Origin of the sequence: Enterobacter sp. 2VL, assembly GCF_005503595.1 — a bacterium.
GTDB lineage: Bacteria > Pseudomonadota > Gammaproteobacteria > Enterobacterales > Enterobacteriaceae > Enterobacter > Enterobacter cancerogenus.
The window spans coordinates 255,224-272,175 of the sequence record NZ_SCNE01000003.1 but is presented as its reverse complement, the minus strand read 5'-3'; the positions used below and the strand labels follow the sequence as shown (position 1 = coordinate 272,175).

Genomic DNA, 16,952 nt, shown 5'->3' with positions numbered 1-16,952 from the left:
GCTACAGCAAGCTTTTGACGTAGGCGTCAATGTCGCTGATATAATTTTCAATGCCAGAGGCATCTTTCTCACGAATTAGATGTTCCAGCGTTTCACATAACTGCTTGCCGGGAACCAGATTAAGCATGGCAAACACGCCTTTAAGCCGGTGTGCCGTCTGCGCCAGCGCTGCAAAATCATTCGCAGCGGACTCAGTATACAACCGCTTAACATCATCTGGTACTGTATCAACAAACAGTGAATAGTATCCGCTGGCATGGAGTTCGGCATTTTCATCACCGCCCAACGGGGACTCCAGGATATCTTCCTGCGCCAGCTGCTCCTCGATCAGTTGTAGTACAGCCTCCTGCATCGCATTGCTCATGTTAAAGTTGACGCGCATCTGCCCAGGGCCGATTTTTCGCACGCCTGGCTCATCATCGCTTAAAAGCAAGCCGGAGGCAGTAAGATTAGACGGATTATCAGTTAAAAACAGATCAAATTCTTGACTCGCGAGCCGTTCATCCGGGGTGATACAGCTTGCGCCCCAGTTTTCCAACTGGCGAACCACGATATTGCGGATCTCGTTTGAGGTCACATCGACCATCACCACCACATCATCCAGCAGGCGTTCTTCATCTTCTTCCTGCGGGTTGGCGGTCATTTTTACGTGCAATGAATAGCGCGTGCCGAGAGTTTCACGCGCCTTGATGTTCAGGTGCCCACCCAGCTTGCGCGCCAGCTGATCGCACAGCCAGAAGGTGAGGGCATTTGCCTTGCCGTAGCGGTCGCCCTGCGTATCGTTAAGGAACGGGAAGTGCAGATTATCAATTTCACTCACGGTGACGCCTTCGCCGGTGTCGAGGATACGGAAGGTCAGACGATCGTCCGTTGACTCGTCGGTGCTGACCTCCAGGGTGATCTTGCCGATCTGCGTGGTGGTCACCGCGTACTGGATAAGCATCAGCAGGATCCGGCGCAGGGCTTCGCGATCGCCGTGGCGCTTATCGTTAGCCGGTAAGTGGTTGTTGATGAGCAGTTGCAGACCCTTGCGCTTAATCACGGGCAGCACGTCAGGCACCACTTCATCAATCAGATCCTGAATAGAGAACAGGGACGGATTGCTTTTCCAGCTATCGCTTTCCAGCATGTTCGCAAGCTGAATTTCATCTACCAGCTGCACCAGCGAGTCAGCCTGGCCTGCGAGCTGATGGCTTTCAGGCGTGCTCAGTTCGGCAGCCTTCGCGGCAAGCGTTTTTAACGGTTGCTTGAAGGCCTCGCCAATGTTTTGCATGAACGCGGCGCGCCCCTGCTGGTTTTTTTCATACAGCCTCTGCGCCTGCTTCAGCTTTTTATTCACCAGCACTTCGCGATCCTGATCGCGAATAACAAAAATCTGCGTGCGCGATGCCACCTGGCTGCGGAACTGGCGGATCTCGTAGAGTTCATTATTAATGGTGGCCTGGATCACCCCCTGATGCTGATCCGCCATGGTGGTAATGTTCTGCAGGTTCAGATGTGGCAGCAGGTGGTCGGCAATCTTGTTACTCATTACCGTGCGGTTAGCCTCCTGGTCGTGAACCAGCACACCCAGCGGCAGCACGGAGACAATCTCTTCATTAAGGGCGCGCAATATGCGTAGCTCGTTACTTGTTCCAACGGAGACGGAAGAGGATTCCCCCTTCTGGCGGCCCGGCTGGAAACGGAAGGTGCTGTAGCCAAACAGCGCCAGCGCCAGCAGGCCAATGTTCAGGAGCAGCGGCAGCAGGATATTTTGCAGGGTGTCGAGCAGCAGCGTGCCGAAAGGAACCTGCCATACCAGACGCATGCCGGTTGAGTTCAGCGAGGAGGAAATTTCAATCTTCGAACCGTTAAAGGAGATCGAGACGCTCTCTGCCCCTTCTTTATCCGGCGGCGTGCGCATGTTTTGCGTGCTGTTGTCAGGATCCAGACGGAAGCTGTCCAGCGGCATATCCGGCGGGATCAGGTCATTAATGGGTAAGTCGAAGGCTACCACCGTCGCCAGATGCCCTGGCTGGTTAAAGGTGGTGCGCAAGGTAAAGTAATGCCCGTTTTGCCAGGCCAGCCGACGCAGGGAGGAGAAACTTTCGCGCTCGTCCAGGGCGTTAGCCTGCTGGAGCATTTCCGCCCGGCGGGAATCGACGATGCTGCCAACGGTAGTCTCTTTAAAGCCCGAGGAGAGATCTTTAAGCGGCAACGTCGAGACCAGAATCATGCTGTTGTCCTGGCCGTTCAGGTAATACATAGACCACGGCACGGTCTCCGCACCCCAGAGGGTATCAAGATAGCTTGAAATGCGCTGGGTCATCTCCAGCGTGGCGCTGTCGTGCGAGCCGAAAATCAGGGCTTCTGTTTTACGCTGTGGTTTTTCGAGGTAATAAACGTCCTGCTTAAGACGCGTTTCCTGTAGTCCTTCACCGGACGATGTGGCCGGGGCGGCGGCAATATTGTCGTAAATCTGCCACGTGGCGTAGCGCCAGGTATCGATTCGTTTATGGATGGCGTGGGTGATATCGACGACCTGATAGCTTTTGTCCTTAAGCCAGGTATTCACCGCGCTTTGAATCATCACCCCCATCGTGACTAACAGCACAATGATCAACAGAAGAAAGAAACGGGTGATGCTCCCGGGAAGAAGGGAAAATTTGCTCGGGGCGGTAGTTTCAGTCTGACTCATTGATATGTTTAACCCGTGGTGGCTGCGCTTTAAGGGGATAGGGCAGTATAAAGGGTAATAACCGAATTTCCAGCGTCGTCATCGGTGAAGCAGGGACTTTTTATTGCCTGAATACCCTCATCGCATAAAGCTTAAAAGATGTACAACACCATGCTGAGTGTACAAATAAGTGGCGATACGAGGGCGAAAATAGCACTAATAAACAAGAAATTAAAAATTCATGCCAGAATGCATATTTTAGAGGGGGGAATAATCGATTTAGTTAATAGTCGTTATAATTTCACGCGGGTAGCACAAGAAAATTATATTTACGTAAAGATAAGTAAAAAAAAACCGAATGCGTTGCATCCGGTCTAATCAGGGATAAACAGACATTCAAAGCTGAATGACGGTAATAAATAAAGTTAATGATGATAGCGAGAGTTATTTTAGTGAGGTTGTACGATTTTGTTTTGTCTTTCAGTGCTGTAAAGATTTTTGGTATAAGGTATTGATATTATTAATGATAATTTAAAGCTTGATTATACGTGCTCTATTTTTTCACTGTTTGTGCTTTGTAAAAGTTCCTCTTTATTTACAAATGGAAACATCTTTATGGAACAATGAAACATCTTCAAAGTTTTAGTATCATATTCCCATTGGATTATTCTGTAATTTTAAGGAGAATGAATCCGCCGACTGATTAAGAGGGTTGATCAGTAAGCAGTGGCAATAATAAGGCATATAACAGAGGGTTAATAAAATGAAAGTTAAAGTTCTTTCCCTCCTGGTACCAGCTCTGCTGGTAGCAGGCGCAGCAAATGCGGCTGAAATTTATAACAAAGACGGCAACAAATTAGATCTGTACGGCAAAGTAGATGGTCTGCACTATTTCTCTGATGACAAGAGCGCTGACGGCGACCAGACCTACATGCGTCTTGGCTTCAAAGGCGAAACTCAGGTTAACGACCAGCTGACCGGTTACGGCCAGTGGGAATACCAGATTCAGGGTAACACCGATGAAAGCGACAACCAGTCCTGGACGCGTGTGGCGTTCGCGGGTCTGAAATTCGCTGACGCGGGTTCTTTCGATTACGGTCGTAACTACGGCGTAATCTACGACGTGACCTCCTGGACCGACGTTCTGCCAGAGTTTGGCGGCGACACCTACGGCGCAGACAACTTCATGCAATCCCGTGCCAACGGCGTAGCAACCTACCGTAACCAGGACTTCTTCGGTCTGGTTGATGGCCTGAACTTTGCTCTGCAGTATCAGGGTAAAAACGGCAGCGTAAGCGGTGAAAACGATGCGGGTCGTAGCACCCTGAAACAGAACGGCGACGGTTACGGCGCGTCCCTGTCCTACAACCTGGGTGAAGGCTTCAGCATCGGCGGTGCGATGTCCTCTTCCAAACGTACCTCTGACCAGAACAACACCGCAGCACTGGGTGATGGCGATCGCGCAGAAGTGTACACCGGTGGTCTGAAATACGACGCCAACAACATCTACCTGGCCGCGCAGTACTCTCAGACCTATAACGCAACCCGTTTCGGTAATTCCCAGAGCACCAGCGACATCTACGGTTTTGCGAACAAAGCGCAGAACTTCGAAGTGGTTGCTCAGTACCAGTTCGACTTCGGCCTGCGTCCATCCGTGGCGTACCTGCAGTCTAAAGGCAAAGACATCGAAGGTTACGGCGATCAGGATCTGCTGAAATATGTTGATGTTGGCGCGACTTACTACTTCAACAAAAACATGTCTACCTACGTTGATTACAAAATCAACCTCGTTGACGAAAACGAATTCACCCGTCAGGCGGGTATCGGTACTGATGATATCGTAGCGCTGGGTCTGGTTTACCAGTTCTAATCGCGTTTCAGTACGTTGAAGGGGCCTTTTGGCCCCTTTTTTCATGCAATGATTGGGGTCTTACAAATGCCCCCTTTTGGTGTACTCTTGCCGCCCTGGCATGAGGATAATAAGAATGGACATGACTTTTTTACGCGCCAGCTTTCTGGCTACGCTTTTACTTCTGACAGCATGCGACTCATCAACGCCCCCGGCAAAAACCACCGCGCCAGCGCCAACGGTTCTGGATGGTAAAACCATGGGCACCGTCTGGCGCGTCAGCGTGATGAACCTCGACAACACGCGCGCCGACGAACTCCGCGAAAAAATCCAGTCGCAGCTGGATGCTGACGATCAGCTGCTGTCGACCTGGAAAAATGACTCCGCGCTGATGCGCTTCAATCTTTCCAGAAGCACCTCGCTGTGGCCGGTCAGTGAGGCGATGGCCGACATCGTGACCGAAGCAATGCGCGTGGGATACAAAACCAACGGCGCGATGGATGTCACCGTCGGGCCGCTGGTGAACCTCTGGGGCTTTGGCCCCACTAAACAGCCTGACACCACCCCCGACCAGGCGGCGATTGATGACGCCCGCGCCCGCACGGGGTTACAGCATCTGACGACGATCTATCAGTACGGTCAGCAGTATCTTCAGAAAGATATTCCCGATCTGTTTGTCGACCTTTCGACGGTAGGCGAGGGCTATGCAGCGGACCATCTTGCTAAGCTGATGGCGCAGGAAGGGATTTCACGGTATCTGGTTTCAGTGGGCGGTGCGCTGGTCAGCCGGGGCATGAACGCCAGCGGTAAACCGTGGCGGGTGGCTATCCAAAAGCCAACCGACCAGCAGAACGCGGTTCAGGCGATTGTGGATATCAACGGTCACGGCATCAGCACCTCCGGCAGCTACCGCAACTACTATGAACTTGACGGTAAACGGATTTCGCATGTGATCGACCCGCAGACGGGACGCCCAATTACGCATAACCTGGTCTCGGTCACGGTTATCGCCCCGACGGCGCTGGAGGCGGACGCCTGGGACACCGGGCTGATGGTGCTGGGTACCGAAAAAGCAAAAGAGGTAGTGCGTCAGGAAGGGCTGGCCGTTTACATGATCACCAAAGAGGCGGATGGATTCAAAACCTGGCATTCACCGCAGTTCGACAGCTTTCTGGTTAAGGAACAAAATTAAAAAGCAAGGTTGCGGGTTTTTCTTCGCTGGCGCGCGGGCAAGGTAGGGGTATGCTTGTAAGAGGAGCCGATGATGAAAAACCTGACCATGACCGATGATGAGCGCTGGCAGGCCGTGCTGGCCCGCGATCCGCTCGCCGATAACCAGTTTGTCTTTGCGGTACAGACGACCGGCATTTTCTGCCGTCCTTCCTGCCGCGCCCGCCACGCGCTGCGCCAGAATGTTCGTTTTTATCCCGATGCAAAACGCGCTGCGCAGGCTGGCTTTCGTCCCTGCAAGCGCTGCATGCCGGACAAACCCGACCCGCAGGCGCATAAGCTGCAAAAAATTGAGCTGGCCTGCCGTCTGCTCGAGCAGGATCCGGCCCTGAGTCTGGAGGCGCTGGCCCGGCAGGTTGCCGTCAGCCCGTTCCATTTCCATCGTCTGTTTAAATCCGTGACCGGCATGACGCCGAAGGCCTGGCAGCAGGCCGCGCGGGCGCAGCGCCTGCGTACTGCGCTTGCTCAGGGCGAGAACATTACCGATACCGTACTGAACGCCGGTTTTCCGGACAGCAGCAGCTACTACCGCAAAGCCGATGGTGCACTGGGAATGACGGCAAAACAGTATCGCAGGGGGGATATCGCGGTGCGCTATACCCTCGTTGACTGTTCCCTGGGCCGCTGCCTGGTGGCGGAAAGCGAGCGCGGGATCTGCGCGATACTGCTGGGGGATAATGACGCGGCACTTGAAGAGGAGCTGCGAACGCTGTTTTCCAACGCGGCGCGCGAGCCTATGCAGGGCGAGTTTGCTCAGCGCATTCATCAGGTTATCGCCAGTATCGACAGCCACAGGATACCGCTGGCGCTGCCGCTGGATATTCGCGGCACGGCCTTCCAGCAGCAGGTCTGGCAGGCGTTACGCGCCATTCCGGCCGGTGAAACGCTAAGCTATCAGCAGGTGGCGAAGGCCATTGGCAAACCCAATGCCGTGCGTGCCGTGGCGGGAGCCTGCGCGGCGAATACGCTGGCGATTGTGATCCCTTGTCACCGCGTGGTGCGTAACGACGGGGCTCTGTCGGGCTATCGCTGGGGAACCGCCCGCAAGACGCTATTATTACAACGTGAGGCAAAAAAGCTGGAGGGCTAATGCTCGATCTTTTTGCGGAGGCTGAACCCTGGCAGGAGCCGCTGGCTCCCGGGGCGGTGATCCTGCGACGCTTTGCGCTTACGCGCGCGAAGGCGCTGCTCGACGGCATCAACGACGTGGCGGCCATCTCGCCGTTTCGCCACATGGTGACGCCCGGCGGCTACACCATGTCTGTCGCGATGACCAACTGCGGGCCGCTGGGCTGGGCAACCAATGCCCGCGGCTATTTATACGCCCCGGAAGACCCGGTCACCGGCCACCCCTGGCCGCCCGTGCCTGCGGCTTTTGAGGCTCTGTGCCACGAGGCAGCCATCGAAGCGGGGTATCCCGAATTTCAGCCCGACGCCTGTCTGATAAACCGCTACGCCGTCGGAGCAAAGCTGTCGTTGCACCAGGATAAGGATGAGCCGGACCTGCGCGCACCCATTGTTTCCGTCTCCTTAGGGCTACCTGCCGTGTTTCAGTTTGGCGGGTTAAAACGCAGCGATCCCCTGAAACGCCTGATGCTGGAGCATGGCGACGTGGTGGTCTGGGGCCGGGAATCCCGCCTGTATTACCACGGTATTCAGCCTCTTAAGCCTGGCGTTCATCCTATGACGGGGGAATACCGTTACAACCTGACCTTCCGGCAGGCAGCGTACAGCGAATAAAAATAAGAATTATTCTTGATGTAGGCGCAAGGCAGTTTACACTGCTGGCTGTTTTTTATTGTCCGGATTGCTCTGCATGCAACTACTTCTTCTTGTCTGGCGTCAGTATCGCTGGCCTTTTATTGCGGTAATGGCCCTAAGCCTTGCCAGCGCCGCGTTGGGGATTGGCCTGATTGCTTTCATCAACGTGCGTTTGATTGAAATGGTCGACACTTCACTCTCCGTTTTGCCGGAATTCCTGGGATTACTGCTGCTACTGATGGCGGTGACGCTTGGCTCACAGCTGGCCCTGACCGCGCTTGGCCACCATTTCGTTTTCCGTCTGCGAAGCGAATTCATCAAACGGATCATGGATACCCACGTTGAGCGCATTGAGCAGCTTGGCAGCGCCTCTCTGCTGGCAGGGCTGACCAGCGACGTACGTGCCATCACCATTGCGTTTGTGCGTCTGCCGGAACTGGTGCAGGGGATCATTCTGACCTTTGGCTCGGCGGCCTATCTGGCCTGGCTTTCCACCAAAATGCTGGCCGTGACCGCGCTGTGGATCGTCATTACCATCTGGGGCGGCTTCCTGCTGGTATCGCGCGTCTATAAACACATGGCGGTGCTGCGCGAAACCGAAGATAAGCTCTATAACGATTACCAGACGGTACTGGAAGGGCGCAAGGAGCTGACGCTGAACCGCGAGCGTGCCGAGCATATCTTTAACCACCTGTATACGCCCGATGCGCGCGAATACCGGCACCATATTATCCGGGCCGATACCTTCCATCTTAGCGCGGTGAACTGGTCGAACATTATGATGCTGGGGGCGATTGGCCTGGTGTTCTGGATGGCAAATAGCCTGGGCTGGGCCGATACCAACGTGGCGGCAACCTACTCGCTGACGCTGTTGTTCCTGCGCACGCCGCTGCTTTCCGCTGTCGGCGCGCTGCCCACGCTGCTGAGTGCTCAGGTGGCGTTTAACAAACTTAAAAAATTCGACCTCGCGCCGTTCAAAGCCGAGTTCCCGCGCCCGCAGGCCTTCCCGCACTGGCAAACGCTGGAACTGCGCGACGTCACCTTCCGCTATCAGGACAACGCGTTTTCCGTCGGGCCGGTAAACCTGACGATTCACCGCGGCGAGCTGCTGTTCCTGATTGGCGGCAACGGCAGCGGAAAATCGACGCTGGCGATGCTGCTGACCGGGCTGTACCAGCCGCAGTCAGGCGAAATTTTGCTTGATGGCAAAGCGCTGAACGCAGAAAAGCCGGAGGATTACCGCAAGCTCTTCTCAGCGGTATTCACCGACGTCTGGCTGTTCGACCACCTGCTGGGGCCGGAAGGGCAGCAGGCGGACCCTGCGCTGGTGGACAAATGGCTTGCGCACCTGCAAATGTCGCACAAGCTGGAATTGCAGGACGGCAAGATCCTCAACCTGAAGCTCTCCAAGGGGCAGAAAAAGCGCGTGGCGCTGCTGCTGGCGCTGGCTGAAGAGCGCGACATCATCCTGCTGGACGAGTGGGCAGCCGATCAGGACCCGCACTTCCGCCGTGAGTTTTATCAGGTGCTTCTGCCGCTGATGCAGGAGATGGGCAAGACCATTTTTGCCATCAGCCATGACGATCACTACTTCATCCATGCCGATCGTCTGCTGGAGATGCGCGACGGGAAGCTCAGCGAGCTGACCGGCGAAGAGCGCGACGCGGCTTCACGTGATGCGGTGGCCCGTACGGCCTGAGTGCGATTGTGCCGGGTGGTGGCTTCGCCTCACCCGGCATGTTTACGCCCGTGCGAAGGTAGCAACGCCGGGCACACTGTTTTACACGATATGCCGCTTTTTTCTCCATCCCGCCGCGTTGTTTATTCTTATTTACATATCCCCGCGCTATGCTTAATGCCATCTCATTTCATGGATTTATGATTGATGTCGGTATTAAGCAAAAACAGCGCCAGGGTGCGCGATCAGGAACGTGCGCGTCTTATCTGGCTTCTCACGACCGATAAAGCGGTTACGTCTGCTTTACTGGGTAAACTGACCCTGGCTGAGCAATATGATGTCGGTACGTTATCCGACGATATTGCTGAGGTAGGAGCGCTGGTTGCTCACTTACCCCCGCCCGACCTGGCGGACACCCTTGAAGCACTCCCTTCGGAAGAACGCCATGCCCTGTGGCGGCTGGTACAGGATCACGAGCGTGGTCAGGTCCTGCTTGAGGCGTCCGAAAACGTCTGGGATGACCTCATCGATGAGATGAGCGACAAGGCTATTCTGGATGCCCTGCAAACGCTCGACATCGACGAGCAGATTTACCTGGTTCAGCACCTGCCGCGAAACCTGACCGGGCGACTGCTGGCGTCCCTGCCGGCGGAAGAGCGCGCGCGGGTGCGTCAGGTGATGCACTACGAAAAAAACAGCGTCGGCGCGATCATGGAGTTTGGCGTCATCATGGTGCGCCCGGATGTGACCCTCGGGACGGTGCAGCGCTATCTGCGTCGACTGGGCGATATGCCGGACAACACCGATAAGCTGTTTGTCACCTCACGGGATAAAACCCTGCTCGGCGAGCTGGAGCTGAAAACTATTCTGCTCAACAGCACCCAGCGGCGGGTGAGTGAGGTGATGGAGAACGAACCGATGGTCTTCTCGCCGGAAGATGACGCGGAAAAAGCCGCGCGTACCTTCGAGCGTGACAACCTCGTGAGTGCGGCAGTGGTGGATTCAGTGGGTAAGCTGATGGGGCGTCTCACCATCGACGAGATCGTCGACGTGGTCTACGAAGAGACCGATAACGATTTGCGTGCCCTCGGGGGGATCAGCGCCGAAGATGACGTTCACGCCTCCGTCGGCAAGGCTGTAAAAACGCGCTGGGCGTGGCTGGCCATCAACCTCTGTACCGCGTTCATCGCCTCGCGCGTGATTGACGGCTTTGAACATACCATTTCACAACTGGTGGCGCTGGCCTCGCTGATGCCCATTGTTGCAGGGATCGGCGGCAACACCGGTAATCAGACCATCACCATGATCGTCCGCGCGCTGGCGCTGGAAAACATTCAGCCCGGCAACTTCGCCTTTCTGATTTTCAGGGAGATGGGGGTGGCGCTGATCAACGGCCTGGTGTGGGGCGGGATTATGGGGGGCATCACCTGGTGGCTGTACGATGATATGGCGCTCGGCGGGGTGATGATGCTGGCAATGGTGTTAAACCTGCTGGTGGCCTCAATGATGGGGGTCATTATTCCGCTGACGATGACCAAGCTCAAGCGCGACCCCGCAGTGGGGTCGAGCGTGATGATCACTGCCATTACCGATACCGGCGGTTTCTTTATTTTTCTTGGGCTGGCGACGATTTTTCTTCTGTAACCCGAGGCGTGCGCTTAAGTCGGGCGGGCAGGATAACCATCATCACAATCCCGCCCAGCACGCCAATCGCCAGATTACCGGTGTAGACCGTTGCCGCCACGGTGACCAGCATCACGACCGTTTCGGCAATCGGGGCGTGTTTTAACGTCGCAGGCTGAATACTATGCCAGCTGAAGGTTTTAATGGCCACGATGGCCATGATCCCGGCCAGAACGGCCATCGGTATTTTCGCCATCACCTCGCTGAGCGCGGTGACCAGCACCAGCAGCACAATGCCCGCCGCAACGGTTGAAATGCGGCTGCGGCCTTTGCCCATCTCAACGTTGACGATGGTTTGTCCAATCATCGCACAGCCTGCAATACCGCCATACAGCCCGGCCATGATGTTGCCCACGCCCAGCCCGATGCTTTCCCGGCGCTTGCTTGACGGGGTGACGGTCAGTTCATCCACAAGCTTCGCCGTCAGCAGCGACTCCAGCAGTCCAACAAAGGCAATACTCAGCGCGCACGGCCAGATAATGGACAGCGTGTGCAGATTCAGCGGAACAAGCAGTTGCGTCAGCCCCGGCAAGCCGCCGCTCATAGAGCCTTCATCGCCGACGGTGGGCAGGATCTGCCCGCTGGTGACGGTGAAAAGGGTTAACACCACGATGGCGATCAGCGGCGAGGGGACGCTTTTGATGTAGCGCGGAACCCACAGCACAATCAGCAGCGTCAGGACAAACAGGCCGAAAATCAGCGGACTTTTGCTCCAGAAGTGCGGCACCTGGGCGAAGAAAATCAAAATGCCGAGGGCGTTTACAAACCCGGTCATCACCGACTGGGGGATAAAGCGCATTAACCGCGCCATGCCCAGCACGCCAAACAGGATCTGGATAGCCCCGGCCATCAGGACCGCAGGCAGGATGTACTGCACGCCGTGCTGATGCACCATCGGACCAATCACCAGCGCAACGGAGCCTGCGGCAGCCGTCACCATGGCCGGGCGACCACCGAGCACGGACAGGGCCAGACAGAGAACCACAGAGGCGACCAGGCTCACTTTCGGGTCTACGCCCGCGACGACGGAAAACGAGATGACCTCGGGGATCAGCGCCAGCGCGGTAATAACGCCCGCCAGCGTTTCGCGCATCAGACTCGATGGCGATCGAAGTACGTTTGCAACGTGATTTTCTTGGGAGATGGGTAATGACATAACAATTCGCAGGTTAGGGCAGGCTTCCGTGCGCGCGATCACAAAGTGCAGCATAGTAGCCATAAAAATCGGCCATTGCCAGCGGCACGCGCAATCCCCTACAAACAATCCATCATTAAATTTCACAATTACAATAATTTCGTAACCTTTAAACAATATTTAAAAGTTGCTACCGTTCCCGCGCAGCTTTTTCACCTGCAATTTCCACGCATCACGTACTATTCAACGAAGGCATAAATTATGAAAAAAATGACTGCCATGCTCTTTTCTCTGGCTGTGGGGCTGAATACCGTCTCCCTGGCGGCGAAAGCCGACACGCCTGAAGAGCAGGAAACGGACGTCCTTTTAATTGGTGGCGGCATCATGAGCGCTACGCTGGGCACCTATCTCCACGAACTCCAGCCGGACTGGTCGATGACCATGGTCGAGCGCCTTGATGGCGTGGCGAAGGAGAGCTCTAACGGCTGGAACAACGCCGGTACCGGGCATTCGGCACTCATGGAACTGAACTACACGCCGCAGAAAAAGGACGGTTCCATTAGTATCGAGAAGGCGGTAGAGATCAACGAAGCGTTCCAGATCTCTCGTCAGTTCTGGTCTCACCAGGTTAACAGCGGCGTGCTGCAAAACCCGCACTCCTTTATCAACACCGTTCCGCACATGAGCTTCGTGTGGGGCGACCAGAACGTGAACTTCCTGCGCGCGCGCTACGCTGCCCTGCAGCAGAGCACCCTGTTCCGCGGCATGAAATACTCTGAAGATCACGCCCAAATTAAAGAGTGGGCACCGCTGGTAATGGAAGGTCGTGACCCGAACCAGAAAGTCGCGGCGACCCGTACCGAAATTGGTACCGACGTGAACTACGGTGAGATCACCCGTCAGCTGGTTGGCTCCCTGCAGAAGAAAAACAACTTCACGCTGCAGCTTAACACCGAAGTACGCGGCTTCAAGCGCAACGCGGATAACAGCTGGAGCGTGACCGTTGCCGATCTGAAAAACAACGAAGCCGAGCACGTCATTAAAGCGAAGTTCGTCTTTATTGGTGCAGGCGGGGCAGCGCTGAAGCTGCTGCAGGAGACCGGTATTCCTGAAGCGGATGGCTATGCGGGCTTCCCGGTAGGCGGCCAGTTCCTGGTATCTGAAAACCCTGAAGTGGTAAACCGTCACCTGGCGAAAGTGTACGGCCAGGCCTCTGTCGGCGCGCCGCCGATGTCCGTTCCGCACATCGATACCCGTATGCTTGACGGCAAGCGCGTGGTGCTGTTCGGGCCGTTCGCAACCTTCTCGACCAAGTTCCTGAAAAATGGTTCGCTGTGGGATCTGCTGAGCGCGACCACCACCTCTAACGTGAAGCCTATGATCGACGTCGGTCTGGATAACTTCGACCTGGTGAAATACCTAATTAGCCAGGTGATGCTCTCTGACGAAGAACGCTTCGAGGCGCTGAAAGAGTACTATCCGCAGGCGAAAAAAGAGGACTGGCGTCTGTGGCAGGCGGGCCAGCGCGTGCAGATCATCAAACGCGATCCTAAAGAGGGCGGGGTACTGCGTCTGGGTACCGAAGTGGTGAGCGATAAAGACGGGACGATTGCTGCCCTGCTGGGTGCATCACCGGGCGCGTCCACCGCGGCACCGATCATGCTGCACCTGATGGAAAAAGTGTTTAAAGATAAAGTCGCCAGCCCGGAATGGCAGGCGAAGCTGAAAACCATCATTCCATCTTACGGCACGAAGCTGAACGGTAACGTTGAGGCGACGGAACAAGAGCTGGAATACACCAGCCGCGTGCTGCAGTTGCAGTACATCAAGCCGCAGGCCGCCGACGCGGCACCTAAGGCAGAGCTGAAACCTCAGCCGGAAAACAAACCGGTCGCGGATATCGCACTGTAATATAAAAAAGCCGGGTGGCGCTAACGCTTACCCGGCTTACGTTCGGTGCTGTGTTGCAGGTCGGGTAAGGCGAAGCCGTCACCCGAATTTTTTCAACGAATTACCGCTTGCCCAACGTTCTCATCCGCCTTCCAGATGCGATACTTCACATCCACATTTTCAGGCGTGTATACCACGATAGGCAGCTTGCTGTTGTAGCGCAGCAGACTGTTGTCACCCAGATACGCGGTCACAAATTTCTTCTCTTTTTTGCCGTCCGGGCAGGCCATCATAGTGGAGACCGGAGAAGTCACTTTATCAAAGACGTAGTAGTCGTAACCCCAGCCTTCCAGGGTTTTGCTCTCCAGCTTGCCGCCCAGACGGTGGTGGTTACAGTCCACTTCCAGCGTCTGACCAATCAGCAACTCAACTTTGAAGTTGGCTTCATTTTCCTGGGCCGGAACCTGAATAACCTGACGCTTCATCCCCTTTTCCGCTTGCGGATAAGGGGCTACTTTTTCCAGAGGCTGATCGTTTTTGGTGTCGGTGGCGAATGCGCTGGTGCTGACGCAGGCTGCAGCCAGCAGGGCGATGGCAAATTTAGGTGCGTTTTTCACAGTTATCCCTTTATGTCTATGTCAAAACGTTCGCTGCCAGATTAGCATAATTCAAATGAATGATTGGAGTGATTTACTTACATTTTCATTATGTATGGATGAATACACTGCCTGATGGCGATGTCACTGGTCTTTCGTGCTGGTGTGGAGTCGAGGGGGAGATCGTGTTATTTTAAGCGTTAAAAATGTTATTCATCTGTAAAGGGAAGAGAAAGATGGTTCGTGCAAAACTGAAAACAGCTGAAGGCCGCAAGTTTTTACTGGCATTACTGGTTGTGTTTTTGATTGCCGCTGCGTGCGTTGGCCGGGCAACCATTGTGGGCGTGATCGAGCAGTACAATATTCCGCTCTCCGCCTGGACCACCAGCATGTATGTGCTGCAGTCGGCGATGATCTTTGTCTACAGTCTGGTCTTCACCGTTCTGCTCGCCATTCCGCTGGGGATCTTCTTCCTCGGGGAGCGCGACAAGCACTAAGCCTGAGCGTCAGCCATAAAAAAACCCGCCATAAGGCGGGTTTTTTGTATTTGATTGGTCGGCACGAGAGGATTTGAACCTCCGACCCCCGACACCCCATGACGGTGCGCTACCAGGCTGCGCTACGTGCCGACGCATAAAAGGAATACTACTCGAATCCTTTTTGAATGCAAGGGGAGACCACGCTAACTGGTTTATAATTAATCAGTTAGCGATGAAGCGTTTCTCATCCGTCAGCACCTGCAGCAGCAGGCTGAGCTGCGGCTTCTGATCCTTGAGCTTCTCACCCTGAAGATTATACGTCTGGTAGCTGCCGTTGCTGTTCAGCACCAGCGTCAGCGCCGGCGTCGTTACCGCCAGGGTGTTGCCGCCAGCTGCCGTGACCCAGTCATGTCGGCGCGTGGCGCTGAAGAGATCCTGTCCCTGCGAATATTCATTTGCTGGCGTACTGACGTGCAGCAGACGCTGCATAAGCGTGGTCATGACGTCTTTATGATCGGTCAGCATCGTGACGCGCTGAGCAGGGGTGCCCGGCCAGTGAATGACCAGCGGGACGTGCAGGTTAGGACGAGACCAGTCCATATTTTTAGTCTCATCGCCCAGCGGCACGCCGTGACCCGCAGTAATAATTACGACCGTATTGTCGAGCTTGCCAGAGTCGCGAAGTGCCTTCAGCACGCGCGCAATTTGCGCATCGACATCATCCGCAGCACGGCTGTAGCGGCGAGCAAAGCCTTTTTGATTGCTGTCATCAAGCGTGGTGCCGTTAAAGGCAACCCACGAGAACCAGCGGTTATCTTCCTGAGCATAGCGCTGCAGCCAGTTAACCCACTGGTTGGCGGTCTGCTCATCGGACTGGCTACGCGGTGCAGGCAGGGAGAAATCAGACAGCAACGCCTGGCGATACAGCGCGCTGTTAAAGCCGTCTGAGGCAAATAAGCCTAACTGATATCCCTGCTGATTCAGCCCGGTGATCAGCGCCGCCGGAATACGTGCGGCCAGCACACCGTCCATATAGCCTGGGGAAATGCCGTAAAACAGGCCGAAGATCCCCGCGTCGGTGGTGTTACCAGAGCTCATATGCTGCGTAAAGGTGATGTTCTGTCCGGCGAAGTCGGCCAGCGCCGGCATCTGTTTCTCGTAACGGGAATAGTTCAGACCGTCCACGGTGATCAGCAGGACGTTCTGGCCGCGACCCATATCGCGGTAGCGCAGATCGCTCAGCGGATACTGCACGCTGACCGCTTCCGGATTACCTTGCTCAACCAGACGACGTTGATACTCCTGAGCATCCAGCAGGCCGTGCTTCTCAAGGAAGCGACGCGCGGTCATCGGGTAGGAGAGCGGCAGGTTGGCGCGCTGCATGGTAATCGGGCGATAGAAGTTCGCATCTGCCCAGATATACATGATGTGCGAGCTGATAAAAGAGATGAAAAACAGCGCCGCGACCGGCTTCGCATAATGGCGACGTCGCGTCAGGCTGCGGAGTTTTTGCCAACTCCAGGTGGCGAAGAGCATCTCAATCAGGAGAATAATGGGCACGCTGATAAACATCAGCTGCCAGTCACGTGCGGTCTCGTTTTGGTCAGGGTTAATGACCAGCTCCCAGACGATGGGGTTGAGATGCAGGTGGAAACGGGTAAAGACTTCACTGTCGATAAGCAACAGCGTCATGCCCGCTGTCGCGAGGATCGCGGACAGGAAGCGCATCAGACGCTGCGACATGACGACAAACGTCAGGGGAAACAGGATCAGCAGATAGGTAGCGAACACCAAAAAGCTAAAGTGACCGACAACGCTTATCCAGGAGTAGACACGCCCGGTTAAGGTAGTGGGCCAGTCCGCGACAAAAAGATAACGACAGCCAATCACCATCGCCAACAGGATGTTGAACAGGGCAAACCAGTGCCCCCAGCTAACCATCTGGGAGACTTTTTCACGGTAGCGCTGACGATTCGTCACCATAAACTGTTGTTC

General features: G+C 55.3%; 12 protein-coding genes and 1 tRNA gene. 8 read left to right on the top strand and 5 right to left on the bottom strand.

Going from position 1 to position 16,952, the window contains the following annotated elements; all coding sequences use genetic code 11:
* Nucleotide 1: 1 nt before the first annotated feature.
* Nucleotides 2–2,677, bottom strand: a complete 2,676-nt coding sequence (gene rcsD, locus FFS28_RS09475) for a phosphotransferase RcsD (protein WP_137849411.1) — start codon at nucleotides 2,675–2,677, stop codon at nucleotides 2–4.
* Between the two features lie 742 nt (nucleotides 2,678–3,419).
* On the opposite strand from rcsD, the gene FFS28_RS09470 reads away from it, so the two are divergent.
* From FFS28_RS09470 to mgtE, 6 genes are all read left to right on the top strand, one after another.
* The gene (locus FFS28_RS09470; RefSeq protein ID WP_058609847.1) at nucleotides 3,420–4,526 is read left to right on the top strand and encodes a porin OmpC; all 1,107 of its coding nucleotides are present in this window, start codon (nucleotides 3,420–3,422) and stop codon (nucleotides 4,524–4,526) included.
* 115 nt (nucleotides 4,527–4,641) lie between these two features.
* Nucleotides 4,642–5,697 (top strand): FAD:protein FMN transferase ApbE, encoded by a 1,056-nt coding sequence (gene apbE, locus FFS28_RS09465; protein ID WP_137849410.1) that lies wholly within the window; start codon nucleotides 4,642–4,644, stop codon nucleotides 5,695–5,697.
* 72 nt (nucleotides 5,698–5,769) lie between these two features.
* The gene (gene ada / locus FFS28_RS09460) at nucleotides 5,770–6,825 is read left to right on the top strand and encodes a bifunctional DNA-binding transcriptional regulator/O6-methylguanine-DNA methyltransferase Ada (RefSeq protein ID WP_137849409.1); all 1,056 of its coding nucleotides are present in this window, start codon (nucleotides 5,770–5,772) and stop codon (nucleotides 6,823–6,825) included.
* Nucleotides 6,825–7,475, top strand: a complete 651-nt coding sequence (gene alkB / locus FFS28_RS09455; protein ID WP_137849408.1) for a DNA oxidative demethylase AlkB — start codon at nucleotides 6,825–6,827, stop codon at nucleotides 7,473–7,475. Before ada ends, alkB begins: the two co-directional genes overlap by 1 nt.
* A 76-nt stretch (nucleotides 7,476–7,551) precedes the next feature.
* Nucleotides 7,552–9,195, top strand: coding sequence for a multidrug ABC transporter permease/ATP-binding protein (locus FFS28_RS09450; RefSeq protein WP_006176461.1), 1,644 nt, complete (start codon nucleotides 7,552–7,554; stop codon nucleotides 9,193–9,195).
* A gap of 186 nt (nucleotides 9,196–9,381) precedes the next feature.
* Nucleotides 9,382–10,818 carry a magnesium transporter gene (gene mgtE, locus FFS28_RS09445; protein WP_006176459.1) on the top strand — a complete coding sequence of 479 codons (1,437 nt, stop codon included), beginning with the start codon at nucleotides 9,382–9,384 and terminating at the stop codon, nucleotides 10,816–10,818.
* Here mgtE and FFS28_RS09440 read toward each other — a convergent pair.
* Complete coding sequence (locus FFS28_RS09440; RefSeq protein ID WP_137849533.1) at nucleotides 10,781–12,067, bottom strand: SulP family inorganic anion transporter; 1,287 nt, start codon at nucleotides 12,065–12,067, stop codon at nucleotides 10,781–10,783. The two genes, mgtE and FFS28_RS09440, sit on opposite strands and share 38 nt — an antisense overlap.
* A 186-nt stretch (nucleotides 12,068–12,253) precedes the next feature.
* Between FFS28_RS09440 and mqo the strand changes: the two genes are divergently transcribed.
* The gene (gene mqo, locus FFS28_RS09435; RefSeq protein WP_101737247.1) at nucleotides 12,254–13,903 is read left to right on the top strand and encodes a malate dehydrogenase (quinone); all 1,650 of its coding nucleotides are present in this window, start codon (nucleotides 12,254–12,256) and stop codon (nucleotides 13,901–13,903) included.
* A gap of 92 nt (nucleotides 13,904–13,995) precedes the next feature.
* Here mqo and eco read toward each other — a convergent pair whose 3' ends face one another.
* Nucleotides 13,996–14,499 (bottom strand): serine protease inhibitor ecotin, encoded by a 504-nt coding sequence (eco, locus tag FFS28_RS09430; RefSeq protein ID WP_006176455.1) that lies wholly within the window; start codon nucleotides 14,497–14,499, stop codon nucleotides 13,996–13,998.
* A 215-nt stretch (nucleotides 14,500–14,714) separates the two neighbouring features.
* Here eco and FFS28_RS09425 point away from each other — a divergent pair, with 215 nt between their 5' ends.
* Nucleotides 14,715–14,975, top strand: coding sequence for a DUF2534 family protein (locus tag FFS28_RS09425; protein ID WP_042320288.1), 261 nt, complete (start codon nucleotides 14,715–14,717; stop codon nucleotides 14,973–14,975).
* A 55-nt stretch (nucleotides 14,976–15,030) separates the two neighbouring features.
* On the opposite strand, the gene FFS28_RS09420 is transcribed toward FFS28_RS09425, so the two are convergent.
* Nucleotides 15,031–15,107, bottom strand: a tRNA-Pro gene (locus FFS28_RS09420).
* Between the two features lie 72 nt (nucleotides 15,108–15,179).
* Nucleotides 15,180–16,940 carry an LPS biosynthesis-modulating metalloenzyme YejM gene (yejM, locus tag FFS28_RS09415; protein ID WP_137849407.1) on the bottom strand — a complete coding sequence of 587 codons (1,761 nt, stop codon included), beginning with the start codon at nucleotides 16,938–16,940 and terminating at the stop codon, nucleotides 15,180–15,182.
* Nucleotides 16,941–16,952: the final 12 nt, after the last annotated feature.

What these genes read in the sequence shown, in the direction of transcription:
- FFS28_RS09470 (WP_058609847.1), top strand. Translation starts at nt 3,420, where the DNA reads ATGAAAGTTAAAGTTCTTTCCCTCCTGGTACCAGCTCTGCTGGTAGCA.
- yejM (WP_137849407.1), bottom strand. Translation starts at nt 16,940, where the DNA reads ATGGTGACGAATCGTCAGCGCTACCGTGAAAAAGTCTCCCAGATGGTT.
- FFS28_RS09450 (WP_006176461.1), top strand. Translation starts at nt 7,552, where the DNA reads ATGCAACTACTTCTTCTTGTCTGGCGTCAGTATCGCTGGCCTTTTATT.
- apbE (WP_137849410.1), top strand. Translation starts at nt 4,642, where the DNA reads ATGGACATGACTTTTTTACGCGCCAGCTTTCTGGCTACGCTTTTACTT.
- alkB (WP_137849408.1), top strand. Translation starts at nt 6,825, where the DNA reads ATGCTCGATCTTTTTGCGGAGGCTGAACCCTGGCAGGAGCCGCTGGCT.
- mqo (WP_101737247.1), top strand. Translation starts at nt 12,254, where the DNA reads ATGAAAAAAATGACTGCCATGCTCTTTTCTCTGGCTGTGGGGCTGAAT.
- ada (WP_137849409.1), top strand. Translation starts at nt 5,770, where the DNA reads ATGAAAAACCTGACCATGACCGATGATGAGCGCTGGCAGGCCGTGCTG.
- mgtE (WP_006176459.1), top strand. Translation starts at nt 9,382, where the DNA reads ATGTCGGTATTAAGCAAAAACAGCGCCAGGGTGCGCGATCAGGAACGT.
- rcsD (WP_137849411.1), bottom strand. Translation starts at nt 2,677, where the DNA reads ATGAGTCAGACTGAAACTACCGCCCCGAGCAAATTTTCCCTTCTTCCC.
- FFS28_RS09425 (WP_042320288.1), top strand. Translation starts at nt 14,715, where the DNA reads ATGGTTCGTGCAAAACTGAAAACAGCTGAAGGCCGCAAGTTTTTACTG.
- FFS28_RS09440 (WP_137849533.1), bottom strand. Translation starts at nt 12,067, where the DNA reads ATGCTGCACTTTGTGATCGCGCGCACGGAAGCCTGCCCTAACCTGCGA.